General features: G+C 62.8%; 20 protein-coding genes and 2 tRNA genes. 7 read left to right on the top strand and 15 right to left on the bottom strand.

Going from position 1 to position 21,510, the window contains the following annotated elements; genetic code table 11:
- Positions 1–40: 40 nt before the first annotated feature.
- Positions 41–1,669, bottom strand: coding sequence for a fatty-acid--CoA ligase (locus MESS4_RS12415; RefSeq protein WP_006330740.1), 1,629 nt, complete (start codon positions 1,667–1,669; stop codon positions 41–43).
- Between the two features lie 179 nt (positions 1,670–1,848).
- Here MESS4_RS12415 and MESS4_RS12410 point away from each other — a divergent pair, with 179 nt between their 5' ends.
- Both MESS4_RS12410 and MESS4_RS12405 read left to right on the top strand, forming a co-directional pair.
- On the top strand, positions 1,849–2,205 hold the full coding sequence (locus MESS4_RS12410; protein ID WP_006330738.1) for a hypothetical protein: 357 nt from the start codon (positions 1,849–1,851) through the stop codon (positions 2,203–2,205).
- 172 nt (positions 2,206–2,377) lie between these two features.
- Positions 2,378–2,764 (top strand): DUF427 domain-containing protein, encoded by a 387-nt coding sequence (locus MESS4_RS12405; protein ID WP_006330730.1) that lies wholly within the window; start codon positions 2,378–2,380, stop codon positions 2,762–2,764.
- A gap of 17 nt (positions 2,765–2,781) precedes the next feature.
- Here MESS4_RS12405 and MESS4_RS12400 read toward each other — a convergent pair whose 3' ends face one another.
- Positions 2,782–3,522, bottom strand: coding sequence for a polysaccharide deacetylase family protein (locus MESS4_RS12400; protein WP_006330729.1), 741 nt, complete (start codon positions 3,520–3,522; stop codon positions 2,782–2,784).
- Positions 3,523–3,595: 73 nt separating this feature from the next.
- Complete coding sequence (locus MESS4_RS12395; RefSeq protein WP_348259766.1) at positions 3,596–4,351, bottom strand: glycosyltransferase family 9 protein; 756 nt, start codon at positions 4,349–4,351, stop codon at positions 3,596–3,598.
- A 109-nt stretch (positions 4,352–4,460) separates the two neighbouring features.
- Between MESS4_RS12395 and MESS4_RS34505 the strand changes: the two genes are divergently transcribed.
- Positions 4,461–4,775, top strand: coding sequence for a hypothetical protein (locus MESS4_RS34505; protein ID WP_244441125.1), 315 nt, complete (start codon positions 4,461–4,463; stop codon positions 4,773–4,775).
- Positions 4,776–4,848: 73 nt separating this feature from the next.
- On the opposite strand, the gene ppdK is transcribed toward MESS4_RS34505, so the two are convergent.
- Positions 4,849–7,527: a pyruvate, phosphate dikinase gene (gene ppdK, locus MESS4_RS12390; protein WP_006330717.1), complete on the bottom strand. Its 2,679-nt coding sequence runs from the start codon at positions 7,525–7,527 to the stop codon at positions 4,849–4,851.
- 208 nt (positions 7,528–7,735) lie between these two features.
- Here ppdK and MESS4_RS12385 point away from each other — a divergent pair, with 208 nt between their 5' ends.
- Together MESS4_RS12385 and MESS4_RS12380 are read left to right on the top strand one after the other, a co-directional pair.
- The gene (locus MESS4_RS12385; protein ID WP_006330715.1) at positions 7,736–8,080 is read left to right on the top strand and encodes a VOC family protein; all 345 of its coding nucleotides are present in this window, start codon (positions 7,736–7,738) and stop codon (positions 8,078–8,080) included.
- Between the two features lie 144 nt (positions 8,081–8,224).
- Positions 8,225–8,299, top strand: a tRNA-Gln gene (locus tag MESS4_RS12380).
- A 180-nt stretch (positions 8,300–8,479) separates the two neighbouring features.
- On the opposite strand, the gene MESS4_RS12375 is transcribed toward MESS4_RS12380, so the two are convergent.
- From MESS4_RS12375 to MESS4_RS12320, 11 genes are all read right to left on the bottom strand, one after another.
- Positions 8,480–9,502 carry a hypothetical protein gene (locus tag MESS4_RS12375; protein WP_244441124.1) on the bottom strand — a complete coding sequence of 341 codons (1,023 nt, stop codon included), beginning with the start codon at positions 9,500–9,502 and terminating at the stop codon, positions 8,480–8,482.
- Between the two features lie 15 nt (positions 9,503–9,517).
- The gene (locus tag MESS4_RS12370; protein WP_006330711.1) at positions 9,518–10,471 is read right to left on the bottom strand and encodes a TIM barrel protein; all 954 of its coding nucleotides are present in this window, start codon (positions 10,469–10,471) and stop codon (positions 9,518–9,520) included.
- The gene (locus MESS4_RS12365) at positions 10,468–11,532 is read right to left on the bottom strand and encodes an alcohol dehydrogenase catalytic domain-containing protein (RefSeq protein WP_006330702.1); all 1,065 of its coding nucleotides are present in this window, start codon (positions 11,530–11,532) and stop codon (positions 10,468–10,470) included. Before MESS4_RS12365 ends, MESS4_RS12370 begins: the two co-directional genes overlap by 4 nt.
- A complete protein-coding gene (locus MESS4_RS12360) occupies positions 11,519–12,595 on the bottom strand; it encodes an ROK family protein (RefSeq protein ID WP_006330701.1) in 1,077 nt (358 codons plus the stop codon). The genes MESS4_RS12365 and MESS4_RS12360 overlap by 14 nt, the downstream gene beginning before the upstream one ends.
- Complete coding sequence (locus MESS4_RS12355; protein WP_006330700.1) at positions 12,595–13,821, bottom strand: hypothetical protein; 1,227 nt, start codon at positions 13,819–13,821, stop codon at positions 12,595–12,597. The genes MESS4_RS12360 and MESS4_RS12355 overlap by 1 nt, the downstream gene beginning before the upstream one ends.
- A gap of 283 nt (positions 13,822–14,104) precedes the next feature.
- Positions 14,105–15,325, bottom strand: a complete 1,221-nt coding sequence (locus MESS4_RS12345) for a sedoheptulose 7-phosphate cyclase (protein ID WP_006330699.1) — start codon at positions 15,323–15,325, stop codon at positions 14,105–14,107.
- 423 nt (positions 15,326–15,748) lie between these two features.
- Positions 15,749–16,747, bottom strand: a complete 999-nt coding sequence (locus MESS4_RS12340; protein WP_006330687.1) for an NAD(P)-dependent oxidoreductase — start codon at positions 16,745–16,747, stop codon at positions 15,749–15,751.
- Positions 16,744–17,622 carry an NAD(P)-dependent oxidoreductase gene (locus tag MESS4_RS12335; RefSeq protein WP_006330685.1) on the bottom strand — a complete coding sequence of 293 codons (879 nt, stop codon included), beginning with the start codon at positions 17,620–17,622 and terminating at the stop codon, positions 16,744–16,746. Before MESS4_RS12335 ends, MESS4_RS12340 begins: the two co-directional genes overlap by 4 nt.
- Positions 17,619–18,536, bottom strand: a complete 918-nt coding sequence (locus MESS4_RS12330; protein WP_006330682.1) for a sugar phosphate nucleotidyltransferase — start codon at positions 18,534–18,536, stop codon at positions 17,619–17,621. The genes MESS4_RS12335 and MESS4_RS12330 overlap by 4 nt, the downstream gene beginning before the upstream one ends.
- Positions 18,533–19,726: a glycosyltransferase gene (locus MESS4_RS12325; RefSeq protein WP_006330675.1), complete on the bottom strand. Its 1,194-nt coding sequence runs from the start codon at positions 19,724–19,726 to the stop codon at positions 18,533–18,535. Before MESS4_RS12325 ends, MESS4_RS12330 begins: the two co-directional genes overlap by 4 nt.
- On the bottom strand, positions 19,726–20,589 hold the full coding sequence (locus MESS4_RS12320; protein ID WP_244441123.1) for a class I SAM-dependent methyltransferase: 864 nt from the start codon (positions 20,587–20,589) through the stop codon (positions 19,726–19,728). Before MESS4_RS12320 ends, MESS4_RS12325 begins: the two co-directional genes overlap by 1 nt.
- A gap of 344 nt (positions 20,590–20,933) precedes the next feature.
- Here MESS4_RS12320 and MESS4_RS12315 point away from each other — a divergent pair, with 344 nt between their 5' ends.
- Both MESS4_RS12315 and MESS4_RS12310 read left to right on the top strand, forming a co-directional pair.
- Entirely contained in the window at positions 20,934–21,317 is a 384-nt protein-coding gene (locus MESS4_RS12315; RefSeq protein WP_157385563.1) for a siderophore-interacting protein, read from the top strand.
- A gap of 70 nt (positions 21,318–21,387) precedes the next feature.
- Positions 21,388–21,463 (top strand) — tRNA-Gln (locus tag MESS4_RS12310).
- The last annotated feature ends 47 nt before the right edge of the window (positions 21,464–21,510 follow it).

The raw sequence follows: 21,510 nt of genomic DNA, 5'->3' as shown, positions 1-21,510 counted from the left end.
CCTTTTGGTGGCGGCTTGAAGACGAAAGCATCATCCCCCGTCAATCCGTCGGCAGGCGATAATCCCTGAATTGCTGGCGCAAGGTGGTCTTCTGGATCTTGCCGGCGGCGGTGTGGGGGATTTCGCCGACAAAGGCGACGTCGTCCGGCATCCACCATTTCGCCACCTTGCCGTTCATGAAAGCGAGGATATCCGTCTTGGACGGCTCCCGGCCCGGCTTGCGGACGACGACAAGCAAGGGCCGTTCGCCCCATTTCGAATGGGGAACGCCGATGGCGGCTGCCTCCGCGACATCGGGATGACCGACCGCGAGATTCTCGAGGTCGATGGTCGAAATCCATTCGCCGCCCGACTTGATGACGTCCTTGGCGCGATCGGTGATCTGCATGTAGCCGTTGGCGTCAATATGGGCAACGTCGCCGGTATCGAACCAGCCTTCACTGTCGAACTGTTCCGAACCCACGCCGCCATAGTAGGCGCCGGCAACGGCCGGCCCGCGCACCTTCAGCCGCCCGAAGGTCTTGCCGTCCCAGGGCAGCGCGTTGTTTTCGTCATCCGTCACCTTCATCTCGACGCCGAAAGGCGGATAGCCCTGTTTGCTCTGGACATCCAGCCTGGCCTCGCCTCGAAGCCCGGCATAGTCCGGCTTCATGGTGCACAGCGTGCCGAGCGGCGACATTTCGGTCATGCCCCAGGCATGGATGACCTCGACGTCGTAGCTGTCCTGGAATTTTGTCATGAGCGCGCGCGGGCAGGATGAGCCGCCGATGACAACCCGCTTCAGATGCGGAAGTGTCTTGCCGGTCTCCTCCAGATGCTGGAGCAGCATCATCCACACGGTCGGCACAGCGGCGCTGAAGGTCACCTGCTCGGTATCGAGCAATTCATAGATCGAGGCGCCGTCCATCTTGCAGCCAGGCATGACCAGCTTGGCGCCGATCATCGGCGCGCTCTGGCCAAGGCCCCAGGCGTTGGCGTGGAACATCGGCACCACCGGTAGAATCACGTCCCGCGCGGATATGCCCATCGCGTCGGGCATGGCGGCGATCATGGCGTGCAGCACGTTCGAGCGATGGCTGTAGAGGACACCTTTCGGCTCGCCCGTCGTGCCCGAGGTGTAGCACATGCCGGCAGCGGTGTTTTCATCGAATGTCTTCCAGGCGAAGGCACCACCGGCTTCGTCGAGCCATTCCTCGTAGGCAACAGCGTTCGGCAGCGCCGTTTGCGGCATATGCACCTTGTCGGTCAGCACGATCACCTTTGTCAGCGATTTGACCGCGCCGGCGATCTTTTCGAGCAGCGGCATGAATGTCAGATCGACGAAGATCGCCTTGTCTTCGGCATTGTTCATGATCCAGACGATCTGCTCGGGAAAGAGGCGCGGATTGAGCGTGTGATAGACCGCGCCGACGCCCATGATGCCGTACCAGGCTTCGACATGGCGCGCCGTGTTCCAGGCCAATGTGGCGATACGGTCGCCAAGCCCGAAACCGTCGCGATCGAGCCGCTCGGCGACCCGCAGGGCGCGGCGATGAATGCCCGCGTAAGTGGTCCGGACGATCGGGCCCTCGATCGAGCGCGACACGATCTCGCGGTTGCCATGCTGCATGGCCGCGTTGTCGACGAGCTTGTGGCAGAGCAGCGGCCATTCCTGCATCAGTCCGAGCATTTCGTTCCTCCCATTGGCCTTTTTGTTCCATTGTGAGGCGAACCGGCGGATTGTCCAGCCATGACCGCGCGGAAGCGGTGCATGGCTCGAAAAGACAGGGAAAACCGCCACAATCCGGCCATCGTCGGCGTTAATCTTCATTAACGGTGGGGCGCGATTGGCGAATGAAAGAGGTTCGCATGGACGCGCAGGTCGACGACGGGACACTCGAAAGTACGCTTGCCGAAAGCTTGGCCGATATGGTGCCGGACACCAAAACCGTTTCCGAAGACGAATTCGTCGAAGTCGTCGGCGGCGCCCTTGAGGCAGTCGGCGGCACTCTGCTGTTCAAAATGTGCGTCCAGAACGAAGGCGAAGGCGAACATGTTGCCGCGGCATGCGTGGGTGACGGCGGCAACCGCCAGTTCCTGCTTCTGACCTTGCCGACCGGCGGTGGCGCGCTCAAGGTCGAGACCGTGTCGAGAAGCACCAATCCGGTGGCCGGCATCGCCGCTGCCTATGCCGGGCTGATGGACGCATTTCAGGCTGCTGCCTGATCATTCCAAGGCAAGACGGGTTGGACGGGAGACCAGGCCAGAACCTGAGCCGCACGGCTGGCTATGCGTCATTCCTAGAGGACGACCTTGCGCAATGCGCTCGCTCGCCACACCTATTCCGGACAGCGCCGCATGCCGGACAAGCCGCATGCCAGATAGGAGAACCCCGCCAATGGACCAGATCGCCAACCCCGCACCAGGCTTTCAACGCAATCCCGGCAAGCTCATCACCGTCGAGCCCTACCGCGGCGCCGTCACGGTGCGTAGCGGCGAAACCGTCATCGCCTCATCCACGAAAGCCAAGGTGCTGACCGAGTCCCCCTACCCTGCAGTCCTCTACATTCCGTTCGAGGACATCGATTTCGACCAGCTACGCAAGACGGAGTTCTCGACTCATTGCCCTTACAAGGGCGATGCGAGTTATTGGAGCGTGCTGTCCGCCGAGGCGGGCAAGGACGCGATGTGGGCGTATGAGCAGCCTTTCGACGAGATGATCGAAATCCGCGATCACGGCGCGTTCTATCCCAGCAAGGTGACGATCGAAGCCACGCCGGACTGAATATTAATGCACCCTGATCAGTCGGTGGTGCCGTCGTTGCCGAAATTGTCGACGTCGTTGAGCCGCACGAAGGTGAAGCCCTTGGCCTTCAGCGCCAGCAGACCTTGCACGACGCCCTCGCCGGCGGCGTGGGTCGGCTGGTTGATGTGAGAGATGATGACATCGCCGTCCTTTGCCGCGGCGATGCGGCGAGCGGTTTCCTTCGCCCCCAGCAATGAACCGCCGTCGCCGTTTATCGAAAAGCCGGCGATCTTGAAGCCAAGCTTGCGTATCATGGCGATAGCCGAGGGGCTGTATTCGGCGGTTGCGCCGCGAAACCATTTCGGCGCGGGCTCGCCGGTCCCGGCAAGGGCGGCGGCGCCCGACTCGACCTCGGCCAGGACCGCGGCCGGGCTGCCGGCGGCGCGGATGCCGTAGATCTTCCGCGGCGTGTCGACTGCCGGGACGTGACGGCCGCCATGATTTTCCAGCTCGAACAGATCAGGATGCGCCCGCATGATCTCGACGGCGGCGGCGTTGCGTTTCAGCCAGATGCCGGTGACGAAGATGGTGGCCGGGATCCTGTTTTCCACCAACGCCGAAAGGATCCTTGTGTCGGTCCGCCCGCCACAGGCGTCGAGCGTGAGCGCGACGCGACCGCTGCCACCGGCTTCCGGCTTGATATGCAACGTCGGCTCGACGAGTGGCGCGGCATGGGCCGCGGACACTGCCCACATCGACATCGCGATCGCGCAAAAATGCTTTTGGAACAGGTGCATAGTCGGTTTCCAGGCCGGCGCCATCAAGGCGCGGCAGTTTTGACCGCCGTGTCCATCTTTGGCAAGTGCGGCATCAGTGTACGTACTCCACGTCCTTAACCGTGCGTGAAAGGACTTCCCGCACCGCGCCGACCACAGGCTTGACCTCCAGGCGCCAGACGCAGCAAGCCTTGCTCGGATCCGGCCATTGACACAGTTCATTGGCCACGCATGGGCATGGCATAGGAGGCTGGAGGGCAATGCCGGGCACGCCGACAGGGGCCCATATCGCCGGATCAGTCAGGCCGTAAAGCCCGACGACAGGGGTTCCCACGGCGGCCGCCATATGCATCGGGCCGCTCTCATTGCCAAGGAAAAGCCGTCCCTGTTTCAGGACGGCAAGCAATGTTTCAAGCGGCATCGTGCCGACGAGATTCACCACCGGCAAAGCGGTCTTGGCGACAATGCGCTCGGCGGGCATCCGTTCATCCGGTCCGCCGACAAGCACGAAGTCCAGCCCGGTCTCCCGCGAAATCTCGTCGATCACAATGGCGAAACGTTCCGGCTGCCATCGCCGTCCCTCGAAACTCGCACCCGCATGCACGGCGATGAAGGCGTTGCGCCGAAGATGGTGTCTATCCAGCAGCGTCAGCGCTTTCGCTGTTTCCAACGGCAGCGGTTGAATGGACGGGACTGATTCGCGCAGATCGATGCCGAGCGCCTCGAGCGGCGAAAGATAGCGGTAAAGGAAGTGCCGCTCGCCAAAACCAAACGGCTTGGCCAGGACGTTGGCGGGCTGCCCCTCGTGCCAGCGCAAAGGCCTTTCGGGAGGGTCGTAGCCGACCCGGATCCTGGCATTGACGAACCGGGTGATGATCCGCGAGGGTCTTTGAATCTGTCAGGTCGATCGACAGATCAAAGCCAAACCGGCGCAGCGTCCGCAGCATCGTGTAAAGTTCGTGTCCGCGCTCGAAGGGCGTGCCGCGCATGCGGGCGCGCCTGAACGTCCCGACGTCAGAGGCGATGCCGTGAGCGGTCAGGAAATATTCGAAGCGAGCCTCGCAGAGAAACACGATCCTGGCCTCGGGATATTCGAGCCGCAGGTTTTTGGCGAGCGCGGAGGCAAGGACGATATCGCCGATGAACTTCGTCTGGATGATCAGGATCGAGCGGAAAATCTGGGGCATCTGTTTCTGACACCGGCGGTTGGAAGGCCGGCAAATTGGGCAGAAACGTTGTCGGGATTGGGAGCTGTCACGCGCAAATTCGCGTGAACTCAATTACAAAATCGTAATGTTAGATCGGGACGATTAGGACCAATCGAGATCATCGATTGGTCCGAGAATGTCACCCACGATTGATCTTCGCAACCTGCACCGCCGCCTGCGCGGCGGCCAGCCTGGCGATCGGCACGCGGTAGGGCGAGCAGGACACGTAGTCGAGGCCAACCTTTTCGCAGAAATGGATCGACGCCGGATCGCCGCCATGTTCGCCGCAAATGCCGAGCTTGATGGCCGGCCTTGTCGCCCTGCCCTTCTCGGCCGCCATCCGCACCAGTTCGCCGACGCCTTCGATGTCGAGCGATACGAACGGGTCCTGTTCGATGATGCCCTTCTGGCGATAGGTCTCCAGGAACGAAGCGGCATCGTCGCGCGAGATGCCGAACGTGGTCTGGGTCAGATCGTTGGTGCCGAAGGAGAAGAATTCGGCAGTCTCTGCAATGACATGGGCGCGGATCGCGGCGCGCGGCAGTTCGATCATCGTGCCGGTAAGATAATCGATCTTGACGCCGGTCTCTTCCATCACGCTCCTGGCCACGGCGTCGATCCGTGCCTTGACGTAGTCGAGCTCCTTCACCAGGCCGACCAGCGGCACCATGATCTCGGGAACCACCAGCGCGCCGGCCTTCTTGCCGGCCTCGACGGCCGCCTCGAAAATGGCACGCGCCTGCATCTCGGCGATTTCGGGATAGGAAACCGCGAGACGGCAGCCGCGATGGCCGAGCATCGGGTTGAACTCGTGCAGCGCCTCGGTGCGCTGCCTGAGCTTTTCCGGCGACACCTTCATGGCGGCGGCGACCTCGGCCACCTCTTCCTCGGTCTTGGGCAGGAACTCGTGCAGCGGCGGATCGAGCAGGCGGATCGTCACCGGCAGGCCGGCCATGATCTCGAACAATTCGAGGAAATCCGAACGCTGCATCGGCAACAGCTTGGCCAGCGCCGTTCGCCGGTCCTTTTCCGTGTCGGCCAGGATCATCTCGCGCATGGCGACGATGCGGTCGCCGTCGAAGAACATGTGCTCGGTGCGGCAAAGCCCGATGCCCTCGGCGCCGAAGGAGCGCGCCATGCGCGCGTCGAGCGGCGTTTCGGCATTGGTGCGCACCTTCATGCGGCGCGTGGCATCGGCCCATTCCATGATCGCGGCGAAATCGCCGGAAAGTTCCGGCTGCAGCATCGGCACGGCGCCTTTCAGCACTTGGCCATTGGCGCCATCGATGGTGATGATGTCGCCCTTGCGGAAGGTCGATCCCATCGCCATCAGCGTGCCGGCCCGGTAGTCGACGCGCAGCGAGCCGGCGCCCGACACGCAAGGCTTGCCCATGCCGCGCGCCACCACAGCGGCGTGGCTGGTCATGCCGCCGCGCGTGGTCAGGATACCTTCCGCCGCATGCATGCCGTGAATGTCTTCGGGACTGGTCTCGATGCGCACCAGGATCGCCTTGCGGCCTTGCGCCTTGGCTTCCTCGGCATCGTTTGAGGAAAACACGATCTCACCGGTGGCAGCACCCGGAGAGGCCGGCAGGCCGACGCCGATCACGTCGCGCGCGGCCTTCGGATCGATGGTCGGATGCAGCAACTGGTCGAGCGAGGCCGGATCGATGCGGGCGACGGCCTCTTCCTTCGAAATGAGCTTGTCCCGCGCCATCTCGACGGCGATCTTGAGCGCGGCCTTTGCGGTGCGCTTGCCGGACCTCGTCTGCAGCATCCACAATTTGCCGCGCTCGATGGTGAATTCGAGATCCTGCATGTCGCGATAGTGCTTTTCCAAGCTGTCGGAAATGGTGACGAAAGACTGGAAAGCGTCCGGCATCAGCTTCTGCAGCGATGGCTTGTCGGAGCCGGCGGCAATGCGCGCCGCCTCGGTGATGTTCTGCGGCGTGCGGATGCCGGCGACGACATCCTCGCCCTGCGCATTCACCAGGAACTCGCCATAGAGCATCTTTTCGCCGGTCGAGGGGTTGCGGGTGAAGGCGACGCCGGTGGCGGAGGTGTCGCCCATATTGCCGAAGACCATGGCCTGGACGTTGACCGCTGTGCCCCAGCTTTCGGGAATGTCGTGCAGGCGCCGATAGGTGATGGCGCGATTGTTCATCCAGCTCGAAAACACGGCGCCGATCGCGCCCCAGAGCTGCTCGTGCGGATCCTGCGGAAACGGCTTGCCGAGTTCCTCCTCGACCTTGGCCTTGTAGAGCGCGATCACGCTTTGCCATTCGATGGCCGTCAATTCGGTGTCGAGCTCATGGCCGAGCCCGCCCTTCTGGTCTTCGAGGATTTCCTCGAACACCTCATGGTCGAGACCCATGACGACATCGGAATACATCTGGATGAAGCGGCGGTAGCTGTCATAGGCAAAGCGGGCATCGCCCGAATCGGCGGCCAGCGCCTCGACGGTTTCGTCGTTGAGGCCGAGATTGAGTACGGTGTCCATCATGCCGGGCATCGAGGCGCGGGCGCCGGAACGCACCGACACCAGCAGCAATTTCGAGGGATCGCCGAAGCGGCGCCCGGTCAGCCGGCCGATATGGTCGAGGGAGACCGCGACGTCCGCTTCCAGGGACGCCGGATAGCAGCGCGCGTTGGCGTAATAGGCGTTGCAGACCTCGGTGGTGATGGTGAAGCCCGGCGGCACCGGCAGACCCAGGCTGCACATTTCGGCCAGATTTGCGCCCTTGCCGCCCAGGAGGTTCCTGTCGCCGGCACGGCCTTCGGCAGCGCCATCGCCAAAGGTGTAGACCCATTTGGTCATGCTTGCTCTCCACTCGCAGGAGATTGAAAAGATTGACGAAGCCGAAGTTTCGCCGTGTCCCGTTCGAGCGATATGATGCTGCACTGCGAAAGGCAAGGCATCGGCAAAGCCAGCCGGCCTCTACAATCGATTAAGAAAAAGCGACGGCAAAAAGTCTTGCCGATCAGGCGCTTTGGGAATAGAACATAACAAGAACACGAGGTGCATGATGAAACGGACCGGAAAACTCGACTATCTCGAAATGCCGGCGACCGGTGGAACGCTGGACAGGGTGAAGGCCTTCTACGCCGCCGCCTTTTCATGGTCGTTCACCGATTACGGGCCGACCTATTCGGCCTTTGCCGAAGGGCTCGACGGCGGCTTTCAGGCCGATGCCGCGGAAGCGCCGGCGAAGCTGCTGCCGGTGCTTTATTCCGAGGATCTGGAAGAAACCCTGGACGCCGTCGAAAATGCCGGCGGCACGATCGTCAAGCCGATCTTTTCATTTCCCGGCGGCAGGCGGTTCCATTTCGTCGATCCGGCCGGCAATGAAATGGCGGTTTGGGGCGAATAGAGACCATCGCCCGACATTGGGGAATGATTGCGAACGCCTGTTTGCGGGAACCGGTGGATCAGTTCCGCGCAGTCGCCATCCCGGCATTGAGCTTTCCGTCGGCTCGTCCTATAAGCCGCGCGCAGCGGGCACGTTCCGTGCTGCTGGGGCGTCGCCAAGTGGTAAGGCATCGGTTTTTGGTACCGACATTCCCAGGTTCGAATCCTGGCGCCCCAGCCAAGCGCTGACGGTCTATTCTGGACATATAGGTTCTGGCCGGCGAAGGCCGAGGCTGAGATTAATCTTCTTGCGATTGCAGCAGATGCGGCCGCAGGTGGTGACGGTGACGGCCTTGTCGTGAAATGGGTATTCGACCCGAAAACCCGGTTTGATCGGGCGCATAATTTTCGTTTATGCGGCCTATTGCGAACGCTGTGCTGTGTTGTGTGCCTTGAACGCCGCGCGAAGGCTTAGTGCCTCTGGGCTGGTGCTGCCCAGCTTGGTGTCGCCGTTCTGCGATCCCCACGCGTAGGCAAAGTCAAACACGGGATTGGGGGAGTAGGTGGCCCAGCGCGCAAACATCTGGTTCGCCTGGTCCGGTGTCGGCAGTTTATAAACGTCTTTGACCCCGCTGGTATAGGTCCTCCAATTGCCGCCGCCGAAGGCTTGGAACACAGGCACGATCTTATTGAGCGGTATACCAGCGGCAACAGCCGCCTCGACCGTTCTGTCGATGAAGTCCAAATCGAAAACCTTGCCGCGCACCGGATACGGATCGAGGCCGAAGAAATCGATCCCGGTGTTGGCGGGATTGAAGGTGTTCATGAAGCTGGGGGCGTCAAAAGACCCCATGTCCATCAGTGTGATGAACGTCACGGCCCCGGGCACATTGGCCCTGATCCAGTCGGCCTCGGCTTTGAGGGCTGCCGGGCTAACCGCCGGGGAGTGGTACTTGCCGGTGATGTCAGGCTCATCACAGAGGCGAAAGCCGAACAGCTTCGGGTTGCCGATGAACTGCTTGACCTTGGCGATGAAACCCGGCGTAACGCCGCTGGCCTCATCAAGCCAGACCAGCCCCTTCATCCCGGGAGGGAGCGCATTGAGTTGCTCGACATATTGTACATCAGCGAGGTTGAAGCCCGCGGCCGCGATTGCAGCCGCCGACCCCCCAGAGGTGTAATGCAGGGTTATGCCATTCTCCTCTGCCGACAGTTTGGCTTGGCCATAAATCAATAGAATGAGCAAGGCTGATACGCACAGGCTCATGCGGGCAATCATTGAGCCGCCGAAAGAACCAAGACGTTCAAGCTGTGGTCGTGACCTTGTTGGCGCGGCGCCAGGTTTCGGCTCGGTGATCTGCGCCGCAACGGCCGGCTCGGTGACGATCATCGTGGCGAGGCAGGTTGTTAAAAGCCGGTAGGCATTCGCAATGGTAGATTTCATGACACAGCCTTCCATCTATCGATACACTGCGGGAGAGACCGTGCCGTCGGTCCAGGGAACATCGCTTTCACCTTCGCGGCCAACGCCATCGGGGCAATCCAGGCCGCCCGACAACATCGACCTCCTAATAAGCATCTTCAGTCGGGCGAGGTCGCGGCGGATGCGAGGTCCAGAATCATCGCTATAGTCGCCTTCGAGTGTGAAGTATCTAGGCTGCGGCTGGCGCGCGAAGGCAGCAAACGTAAGCTCCAGCTCGGCTACACCCTCGCCCAGAGGCACATTCCCCTCGACCGACACGCCCAAAGCATCCTTAAGGTGGACGTCCGGCGAGGCGACGTCAGCAAGTCGCGCCCAAATCGAGGCCGCGGAATGCCCGTAGATAGCGGGATTTCCCGTGTCGAACTGTACGCAGATGCCCGGCTGGCCAACAGCTTGAAGTATCTGGAGCGTTCTTTCGGCGTCAAGCCCGCTTTCATATGCCAAGGTAATCCCTACGGCTTGGGCGGGACCAAGTGCGAAACGCAGCACTTCAGCTGTTCTAGCCACGCCCTCGGGCGTCCGAACGAGGCTCTGGCGAAAGCCCGGAATGATGATCCTGGGCACCTGCAGACGGTCTGCCACTCTAATTGCGTGCAAGATACTTCGCCGGACTTCCAATGCTTCCTCGCTACCCTTTGGCGCGGTCACGCCAAGATCGTTGAGCCGATTGACTGCAAGGGCGGTGATCGGAAGCGCGAAACGGCGTGACGTTGTGTCGAAGGCCGCCAGTACTTCGAAATCTGTAAGATCGGGACCGCGGTTCGGGCCACCCAAGTCAACGTGAACGTGATCGAGACCCGCGGCGGCGGCGGTTTCAAAGCCGGTCAGGCCCCGATCCCCTACCTTCCACAGCGCAACCCCGATTTGTGGTCGATAGATACTCTGTGAGACAGTCAAAGGCGCGTTACTCGTCAACGGACGTTCCTTCAAGTTCGCCACCTCCGAAAGTCGATCCCAAGCTTGGTCCAAGATCTAACCGGCGGACAGCCGACAGCGTCGCGCAATGTACGGACAGCTTCCTCCGGGTCTGTCACGATCGTAAGAAGCGGCCGATAGGTATCGGGGCGAGCGCTGAGCTGGAGCATTGCCTGGGTCAGCATCGCGTTGGAAGAACCGCGGTGCCCCGTGATCGACACCCGCTTGTTGCCGACGGTTGTCTGGCACTGCTCGGCCAGCGGCCACCCGACACGTCCGCCGGTATTTCGCGCGCGGACTTCGCTGAGATTGGCTCCGGGCAGACGCGGGTCTCGATACTCAGATGGGAGACCTCCGAAGAGATGGAGGATGCCACCGTCGCACAACGCGTCGAGCCCGATACCGAGGGCAGCCACTATATCCTGCCGCGAGGAACATAAGATCACAGTGTCGAATGCTCCGTACTCAATACCGGCCGTCTCTTTCGTCCCTGTGACGACGACGCCCCGAACCGACTCGCAGGCAGTTTTGAGCGCGATGCGAATCAGTTGGCCGATCGTACCTCGTCCCACCGCCAATACGCGGATCGGTTCCGCAACCCGCTTGAGAATGCTTCCGCAAGTTAGGACGGATGCGAGCGGCTCAGCGAGAATAGCAAGATCGGCAGCCAGTTCCGCGGGCGACGAAACGACCAGGGACCGCAACCGAGCAGGCACGAGGAAAAGTTGCTGCATCATCCCATCGAGAGTATGGCCGAGTTCAGCGGTGCCCCAGTCTGGCGTTGGATTCACAGCAATCGTCGCACCTAGCCAGCGCTGGTCCGCTTTCGCAGCCACTTCTTCGACAACCGCTACGCCCTCATGGCCAAGGATGCGTGCTGGATCGTCTCGCACGCCGCGCAGAATCTGAAGGTCGGTCCCGCAGACGCCGGCAATGAGGGTCCGGCACACAAAATCGCCCGGTAGGGCTACGGGTTTCCGGACCTGCTCCAGTCTTGGAGCGCCCATGCCCGGCCGCCGCACCAGAGCGAGGTGCGACTTCGATCCGGTCAAGCTGATCCGGTCACCGGAAAACATGGATGCTTCGCCCTTCCTCCGCCATTTCGGCGAGATGGCCAGCACCGATAAGTCCAGACAGGTCTCCTGGCGCCACGATACGGAGCCGGCGGGCGAAATAGGATGAATCGCATTCAGTGATCTGGAACAATCCATGGTCGCGGAATTGCCGATCAAGGCTAGCCGAATAGGCCGGTTCCAGCGCATCCACGACACCACCGGTGAGAACAATTGAATCGAGTAGCGGATCGTGCGTCAGGAGCGCCGAGAAAATGAGTGCCAGCGGTCGCGTGATCGTAGCAAGGACGTCCAAGGCAAGCGCGTCAGCAGCCGCCACCCCACGCGAGAACTCCGCGAGTACGGCATCATCGTCGCCGTCGCGTGCCGCGGCCATCGTCGAGACTGCCAGCGCATCCGGGCAGAGAGACGACAGCTCGCGCAGTAGTTTCAACACGCCGCGTCCGGACGAATAGGCGTTCAGATGGTCGCACCCACCGCAATCGCAGGTAAACTTGAGACGCGTGCCGCGGAAGAAAGCTTCTACTTTGATGTGGCCAATTTCACCCTGTATCCCGTGCACGGGATCGACCGGCACACCGCCTCGCGCGAAATCGTAGAGCCTCGCCCCGATTCCGGTGCTCACCGTGACGAACAGGATACGCGAATGGCTGCCCGGATCGCAGGTCTGGATGTAGGACGCCAGTCCTGCGGTCACGTCATTCGCGATCGTCCAGCGGGTGTCCAGCCGCCGGCGTGTCAACGCCGCCTGGAGTTCGAAGGGTCCTGATCTCGGGCCCCAGAGTGGGCCAGATTGCAGCACACAGCCGCTACGAGCGTTGACGGGTGCTCCAAGTGAGATGCCGGCATGCTTTATCGCGGTTCCGCTCTCCAATTGCAGACGCTCAGTCTCGGCCACCAGGTAGTCGGCTAACGCTTCCTGGAGTTCGACGGGGCTGTGGTGGGCCGTGTTGAGGTAGTTGATCGCAGGTCGTCGCGTCACTGGACCCAGCCGTCCATTCGTGCACAGCGCCGAACGAAAATGCGTGCCGCCGATATCAAAGACAGCAATGTCCACGTTGGTCATTACTGGCCTCGCACGGTTGGCGGATTGCTGGCGGCATCGCGCCAAGTCCGGAAAATTCGTGCAGCCGCAGTCCGAACTTTGTCGGGAGGTGTGATTCGATCGGCTTCGAGCGCTGCACCGATCGTGTACGGTGTAGGATCGGCGAGCGCTGCCAGGCATAATCGTTCGTGATGTTCGAACGCCGCGAGCCAGTCGCGGAATGGACCGTTCGCTGGTGCGGTTTCAAGAATATCGATGCGATCACCGAGGACGCGGGCTCGCCGCTCGTGAACGAGAAGTCCATCCGTCGCGACGTTTATGGTGGCATCGTAACCCTGCGCTCCGACCCGAGCGGCGACGAGCGGTACGACCGCTTGCGCATACCAAGGCATATCACGCTTTGCTATTTGCGCCGGGCATTGTGTAGGATCCGCGATAAGATCCTTAGCAATCGCATCTCGCAGAGATATTAGCCCGACCGCCCGACCCTTCTCGTGCGAAGATCGGCCGTCGAAAAGAGCGAAGTATTTCGTGGATATTGCACCAAGGCGAAGAATATCGTTCCGGTATTTCTGCGTTGCGGCATCTGGAGCCAACCGGAGGACGCGCTGCAGGAGATCCTCCCCGTCATGGGTCCTGGCGATGGGGATAAAGCCTCTGTGATTGAGGCCCTCGTAACTCCAGTAAAGTTCGGTCGGATCGATGCGCAGCGCCCCCGCGAAGGCCTGGAGTGTGGCGAGGGGAAGCTCGCAGATGCCGACCGCAGCCACGCCGCGTCGGAGCATCATGGCCGTCGTCAGGCTCAGCGGGTTAATCATGTTCACGACGAAGGCGCCGGGGCAGATTGCCTTCATGCGGGTAGCGAGATCGTCTACCGGCCGTATTTGACGGAAGGCAGATAGCAGGCCGCAGGGTCCCAAAGTTTCGTCGGCGATGCATCCCAGTTCGCTTGCTAAGAGTTCGTCATTGGCCCTCGCCTCAAGCCCGCCGAAGCGCGTCTGGACGATTACGATCTCGGCATCGGTCAGGGCCGTATCGAGGTCCGTGGTGGATATGACCGAGGTTCCAAACCCTCCGAGCCGGTGCCGGGCATAATGTGCAACCGCATCGAGGTTCTGCACGTTGCGCCCTTGGAGGATTAACACCCACTCGTGCAACTGGTGGCTTAGCGCCTTGCTTCCCTCAATCGCATCGACGAGTGCCACCGTGAAGGGCGAACTACCGCCGAGGACGCAGACCCGCGTCATCAGGACTGCCCGGACGAGCCGACGGCCGCAGTGACGTAGGTGGTCTCCTCCTCGGTTATGCACCGCCGGACTGGCAGCGCCAGAGGCTCGCCGGCAAGAGCCTCAACAATGGGGAACCGCCCCGCGCCAGGTCCGAGATCGGCGAAGACGGGCTGGAGATGGATGATCGGCGGGCAGCGCGATGTTATTGGTCCGTCTACCCACACCCGACCGACGAGTGGACCGTCGTCGCCATAAACTGAAACTCGCTCCGGACTTGGCCTTGAAAGGAAAGGCCCTGCGCTCATTGCAGGCCAATCCTGGCCAAATCTCCCTCGGCAGGAAGTTCCACCCCATATTGAGCCGTACCGCTATTGAACATGCCTTCCTGCCAGCTCCGAGCGCGCAAATAGGCCAGAACCTCGAGTATCAGTCCCGGCGGACATTGATCTTCCCGCTTGAGGAAGCGATAGCGGCCAAGGTCAGTTGGCACCACCATGTTAATACTGCCGCCCCGATGCTTGGCGGCGGCCCGGAACGATCTCGAGACCAAGTCTTCGTTCAGATGCTCGTGCCAGACCGGCAAGCCAACCGATACCAGCAGATCCACTATGCGCAGGGCCGTTTCCTCCCTGAGCCAACCGAGGTGCCAACCAACGACGCTGGAAAAAGCGAGGTCGATCGCGACGGCAAAGCCGTGGTGGAGTTCGTAGTGGGTCGAAGCTTCAAGCGGGTGGGCGATCGTGTGACCCAAATCTACCGCCCTCTCGTAGGATGTAAACTCGAAGGGGTTCTTCGAAAGCTCTCCCAGCATGGCGGCGATGGCCCGCTGGATGGGCTCGTGAGCCAACGAGTCGCCGTTGAGGACCCAAGACTGCAGCCCACCTCCGCGAGCCTCTTCGATCATGCGGAAGAGATCTGTGTCGGAGGTACAGGCAACCTTGATCATCTCGGCCACCCCCTGCCTGACCGTATCGACGCCTAGGGTCTTGAGCAATGACGGGATCACCGCGACAGCTTCTGGTGGGTGGAAACAACCAAGGTAGTTCTTGCCTTCTCCGAAATTCACGCCACCTTTTAGTCCGATTCCGGCATCGACCTGCCCAATCAAGGTGGTGGGGATACGAAGGTGAGACAAACTCCGGCGTAGCATCGAAGCCGCCAGCGTAACGATATCTGAGCAGACGCCACCTCCGATCGCCACCAACGCACCCCGGCGATCAATCTCGGCGTCTGAGGCTGCGCGACAGACGGTCAACACGGATTCTATGGTCTTCGTCCGCTCGGTGCAGTTCAACACGAGCCAGGACGGCTTCAAACCGACGCTTGCGAAGGCTGCACGGATCTCGTTGCCATAGAGCCTCTCGACAGTAGGGGTGGTGACCGCCAGCACAGTCCGATTACGAGTGTGGGCCTCGATCCACTCACAGAAATCCGACGAGTGGAGACCCTCAAACAGAGCGACATTGAAGGTGTGGTCACGCGAAGACCGAAGGGAAAGCTGCTCTGGGGTGGGTATCCACATGATTGAACCCGATGTTCGGGCAGAACAACTCACCGGCATGCTTGAGAGCATCTCAGCAAAACGTCGCTCCGCATTCTCAACCATATACTGTGTATGAACTTATTCGGCTTCATCTGTTCGACCGATGCGCCGGTTCGTTGGAAGTGAAACTGAAAACTCGCAAGCGACAAAACCTTTATTGAACGTATGATCACATATCATCACAGCAAGGACTGCTTTTCTGGCTGCCAGCCGCGTGCCCAATACTTTGATTCCCTATTGCGGGTGGACGCCACCACCAACTGGGTCGAAATTGCGGTCTTCAAATCCGCTGCACCCTTCTTGGACTTCCTTGTACGGCGCGCCGCGCGCTACAAAAAAGATGGTCCCGCCCGAGGCTCGCCAGTTTTGGATTTGCGAACGACTAGCCAGCGTGTCCCACCGTCACGCTTTGGTCTCTAGTTCGAGATAATAGTGCATCACGTCGCCGAGGCTCTGCGGAAGATCGACACGGGGCTGCCAGCCGAGCGCGCGCAGCCTGCTGACATCGACCACCTGCCGCCCGATATCCACCGCCCGTCCCGGCAATTGCGTCAGCGTCGGATCGGCAATCCCAGCCGCGGCGACGAGCAGACCGTAGATGGTGGCGATCTGCGTCTCGCACCCTGAGGCGACGTTATAGAAAATATCGTCGGCCCCGGCGAAGCCGATCGCGACCAGTGCACTCGCCACGTCGCGCACGTCGATGAAGTCGCGCCGCGCGGTCAGCGGACCGAGGGCGATGCCATTGCGGCGTCCTACCCTTAGCTCAGTGAGTTGGCTGGCGATGCGGCCGGCGACATGGCGCTCCTCCTGGCCCGGACCGACGACGTTGAAGATGCGCGCCACGCGGCCGTCGATCCTTCCCGCGCGCGTTGCGATCCGCACGATGTCCTCGCTGGTGCGCTTGGTCGCGGCATATAGGTCGATCGGCTCGGTCGCGCCAGTTTCGACCAGCGGCAAGCCCTCACCGCCAAGTTCGCCATAGATTGAGCCCGAGGATCCCAGCACAAGCACCGCGCCCTGCGCCGCCAGCGCATCGCAGAGATAGCGCGTGACGACAATGTTGTTGGTCACAAGCCGCTCGAACGGTTCGTCGCGCAGCGATCCGGCGAGATGGAAGACGATGTCAGGCGCCGTTTCTGCGATCAGCCGCGCCGCTGCCGCCGCATCCGACAGATCGGTGGCGACATAGGCATAATTCGGCCCGTCGTGCACCAGAGCATTTGGCAGCGGCGCGGCGCGCTCGCCACCGCCGGGGTGGATATTGTGCGTGAAGCGTGTCGTATTGCCCGGCGAGCGGCCTGCGCCGACCACCCGGCAATCGCCGCGATCACACAAAGCGCGCACCAGATAGCGGCCGATGAACCCTTGTGCGCCGGTGACCAGTATCGTCCGCGTCACGCCATCTCACCCAGGCAATCGCGAACGCCATCGGCCAGGGCGACCTCCGCTCGCCAGCCAAGCGTCTCGCGCGCCAGCGACACGTCGGCAACGAGATGCGCGATGTCGAACGCGCGCGATCGGTCGCTCTGTCCCTCGACGATCAGCGCGTCCGGCCCGCCGCCGATCCTCGCGAAGGCAGCGGCGAGCGTGGCGACGTCGGTCCCGGTGCCGGAGGCCATGTTGAGCGTAAGGAGCCCCGGTTCGTCGCGCGCGGCGGCCAACAGCAATCCCCGCGCCAGATCGTCGACATGCACGTAATCGCGCGTCGTATCGGCCGAGAAGACGCGCATCGGCTGTCGCAGACGCGCCTGCGCCGCCAGCCGGCCGACCAGCCCGTTCGCGCGCATCCCCGGGCCGTAGACCGAGAAGGGCCGTACAATGATTGCCGACTCCAGCGCCCCTCGCCGCACCGCACCCGAGACGAGTTGCTCTGCCGCCGCCTTTGCCGCGCCATAAGGCGAAAGTGGCAGGAGCTGCGCGCTCTCCGGTACGCACGCGGTGTCCGGGCGACCATAGACCTCGGCCGACGACACATGGACGAAGCGCCGCACGCCGATCCGCTCGGCGGCGGCGAGCAACGTCGCCGTGCCCAAGACATGCGCGCGGGCGAATGCCGCCGGCGCGTTGAACGAGGCCGCGACGGCACTGGGCCCGGCAAGATGAACGATGGTGACGATCCCGGCGAACAGCGCCTCCAGCGCCGGCTGGTCGCAAATGTCGATCGCTCCCGCTTCCCCGTCGATCGGGCCGACATGCGCCACGCACGCATCCTCGCCGATCCGGCGCAGCACCGCCCGGCCGATAAAGCCGTTTGCGCCGGTGATGCCGATCACGTCCCGTGCCCCCGTGCGGCAAGGCGACGGCGCACTGGCTCCGGCAGCTCGTCGCTACTGAGCGTATTCGCAGCGCCGACATGGACGCGCAGCACGCCGGCTTCCGTCATCGCGTCGCAGACATAGCCTACATTGTCGCCCGCGACCCGGATCTCGCGCGCGACTTCCCCCGACCACCATGCTTCGAAGGCGGCATCGCCCAAGAGCAAGGCTTCGGCGGCGGCCAGCTTTGCGGCGTCATTAACGTCGATCCATGAAGCCTGGTGGCGATATAGCCGCACCACCGCCCCACCAGCCGTCAACCGGTTGGCCGCATCGACCAGGCCGAGCGGCGTGCCCTGCGGCAGGCTGCTCAATGCGGCAGCGGTCACTACCGCAAGCCCGCTGCCGACCAGGATCGGATAGACCGGCTTCTCGCGATAGGCGGTGAGCAGATCAGGATCGCGCGCGTCCACCTCAAGCGCGCCATAGGGCATACGGAACGGCTCGTCATGTGCCGCCAGCGTCATTGCCGCGCCGGACGCACGGTGCGCGGCGGCCAGCGCCGCCAGATCGAGCGTGGTGAGATTGTCGGCATACACCACCAGCACGTCGCCGGCGTCGCCCGACAACATCGTCGCTGCGCCGAAATTGCCCTGCGGCACTTCCTCGATCAAGGGAGCTAGCGCCACGCCGATGCCGGCGGCGCGCGCGGCGAAATCGGCGATCCTGTCCGCCTCACGCGCTGCATCGGCACGGGTCAGCGCGATGAAGATGCGCCGGCATCCGCCACGCGCCATCATCCAGATGTTGCGTTCGAGCAGGCTGACCCCGCCGACCTCGACCAGCGGCTTGCGCCCGACTACGCCGGAGCGCGCCATGCGCTCGCCCTGCCCGCCGGCCATGATCAGACCGGTCCATGCGCCACCGTTCATAGCGGCGTCTCGATGCCGGTGCGGCGCATCGCTGCCAGCGTCGTCTCCACCATGTGCTGCCGGGTGAAGCCGGACAGGAATCGGACATGAGCAGCGGTCCGCAGCCGCTCGGCGAGGCCGGGTTCGCGGATCATCCGCTCCAGCGCATCGGCCAGCGGTGCCGGTGCGTGCGCCGGCACGAGCAGTCCGTCGATTTCGGGTCGCAGGAAATCGCGCACCCCGACATTGTCGCACGCGACGATCGGGCACCCCGAGGACGCGGATTCGAGCAAGGCGGTCTGCAATCCCTCGCGATACCAGGATGGGATACAGGCGATGTCCGCCCCGGCATACAGCGCGGTGATGCTCGGCTGGTACCCGATGAACGCCACATCGGGATAGGAGCGCGCCCGCGCCAGTTCCGCTTCCGTCAGCGCGTCGGCGCGGCCGCTCATCGGGTTCGAGGTGAACACCATGCGATGCGCCACGCCCCGTTCGGACAGGATGCCCGACGCGGCGGCCGCGTCCAGCACGCCCTTGTCGCGCAACAGTCGCCCGGGAACGAGTATCGTCGGCCGCGCGCCGACCGCGCGCGCTTGCTTGTAGGGGAAGTCCTCCGGCATGACGCCGCAGCCGCCGGTGACGATCACGCGGTCCCGTGCGACGCCGGTGCGCCTGATCAGTTCGGCCTTGTCCTCGTGATTGTGGACGATGACGATCGCGCGCCGGCTAGCGAAGACGAAGCGATAGACAATACAGATCAGCCGCGTCGTCAGGCTGTCGCGCTGCGACACTGAGAAGCACGCGCCCAGTCCGGTGACCAGATAGATGGCATGCCGGTTGCCGAGCCGGACCCACGGCCCGGCCAGCATGATCGACAGTGCCGACCACAGGATGAACACACTGCCCGGGCTGAACAGCGCCGCGCGCGCCGCCATCAAGCTGGCGCGCGCCAGCCTCAAGAGGCTCGGCCGCCCGCGATTGCGCGAAAACGGCATGGTCCGCGTCGCGACGCCTGGCGCCAGCGCGTCGCGTGCGGCATCGATCGCCGGCCTTGAATCCCAGCCGGCTGTGGCGAGCCCGTTGTCGTCCGGCGACCACACCTCCACGGCGTGGCCCGCCTCGGCCAACGCGGTGCTGACATGGTTGAAATCGGAGATCCAGCGCGGCAGCGCGGTGACGACGACGATGATGCGGCGTAGCTTGCGCATCACGCGCTGTCGATCTTGTGCCGGGCGGCGACGAACGCGGTCTGCGGGCCGCCCATCGGGAGCCACCGACCTATCCCGTAGCGCAGGAACATGTGCAGCCGGTAGTAAGGCGCGGCCGCCCAGCCCTGCGCTAGAGGGGCGTGGCTGTCCGGTGCCGCTGCGACGCGCCGGCTGCCCAGCACCGTACTAAGCGCGGTCGAAAGCCCGACCGGATAGCGTCGCATCGCGATCAGCTTCAGCCCGGCTGCGTCCAGCAAGTGCTCGATGGCCGGCGCATCGAAGAACCACATATGCGTCGGCATGTTCGGCCGCCCGACAAGGCGCTGCCAGAAAGGCGACAGGTTGGAAAACAGCCCGACCTCGAAGCAGACCGTGCCGCCAGGCGCCACCTTCGCGGCGATCGCCCTTAGCGCCGCCACCGGATCGGGGAAGTGACTCAGCAGATCGACATGGAAGGTGGTGTCGTAGCGCCCTTCGGGCAGACGGCTGTCTTCGATCAGCGCGCGCTCCACCGTGATGCCCAGCGTGCGTTCGACGCGCGTGGCGCGCTCGTCGGACGGCTCAACCGCCTCGACCGTAAAACCGGCCCGGATCGCCGCCGCGGTGAACTCGCCGTCGCCGCAGCCGATCTCAAGCAGCCGTCCACGCCTCGTGAATGCCTTCACCCAACCGACTCGCGCACGCGCCGGTGCGGAATAATAGACACGGTGGTGATGATCGATCGTCGCGTCCGCCAGATGGGCCGGCAGCGGATCGATATAGATAACCCCGCACGCACACTGCCGGCCGCTGTACTCGCCTTCGCGCAACGCCACCGGACCGGCATTGGTCCGGCAGACTGGACAGGCGCCCGATCGTTGCAATTCTATGTCCCTCCATCCGCCATCATCATACACGTAGCGTGACGCTTCCCTGACATCTATCTGGATGATGCCATCGTCTATAGAGCCGTATTCAAGGACATTGTCGGTACGACCATCTGGACGCATATTACCGGCAGGGATCGGCCCAAACGGGCTGATGCAATGGCAGAACCCGGAGCACCGGCCGTCCTACCGCAAATACACCGTGCGTGCGCTCGATGTTCAAAAAGCAACGCTGGACATCGACTTCGTGCTGCATGCCGACGCCGGTCCCGGATCCGCCTTTGCCGAGACAGCACGCTCCGGCGACCGCGTGGGCGTCGTCGGTCCGGGTGGCGGGGGGCATGACGGAGGCGGACTGGCATCTTTTCGCCGGCGACGAAACGGCGCTGCCGGCGATTGCCCGGATGCTTGAAGCGTTGCCACGAAACGCATGTGGAGAAGCATTCATCGAGGTGGCGGACGAGCGAGAAATCCAGCCGATCGCGAGCAATGCAGACATTGAGGTCAAGTGGCTTTGCCGGAATGGCGCCGAAGCCGGGGCGATGTCGAGGCAGGCCGTGGAGCAAGCCCGATTCCCCGACAGCCATTCGTCGGTCCATGCGTGGGTGGGATGCGAATACGACGCTTTCCGCGCCATCCGAAGCCATCGGCGCCAAATACGCTGCCTGAAGAAGCATGAGCATCTGGCCGTCTCCTACTGGCGACGTGGCGAGGCACAGGCATGAGCGCAAGACGGCGCCTCAATCGCCGTGCGACTCTACGGCACTTTCGCGACTACCGTCACGTTCCATCCGCTGGGGCATCGCCCAAATGGTAAGGCATCGGTTTTTGGTACCGACATTCCCAGGTTCGAATCCTGGCGCCCCAGCCAAGCGCTGACGGTCCTTTGCGGAGCAATGTCGACGATGCGGTTGGCGC

This window comes from Mesorhizobium sp. STM 4661 (assembly GCF_000359125.1).
In the GTDB taxonomy this organism is placed as follows: Bacteria; Pseudomonadota; Alphaproteobacteria; order Rhizobiales; family Rhizobiaceae; genus Mesorhizobium.
This window is presented reverse-complemented; position numbering and strand designations above follow the sequence as displayed.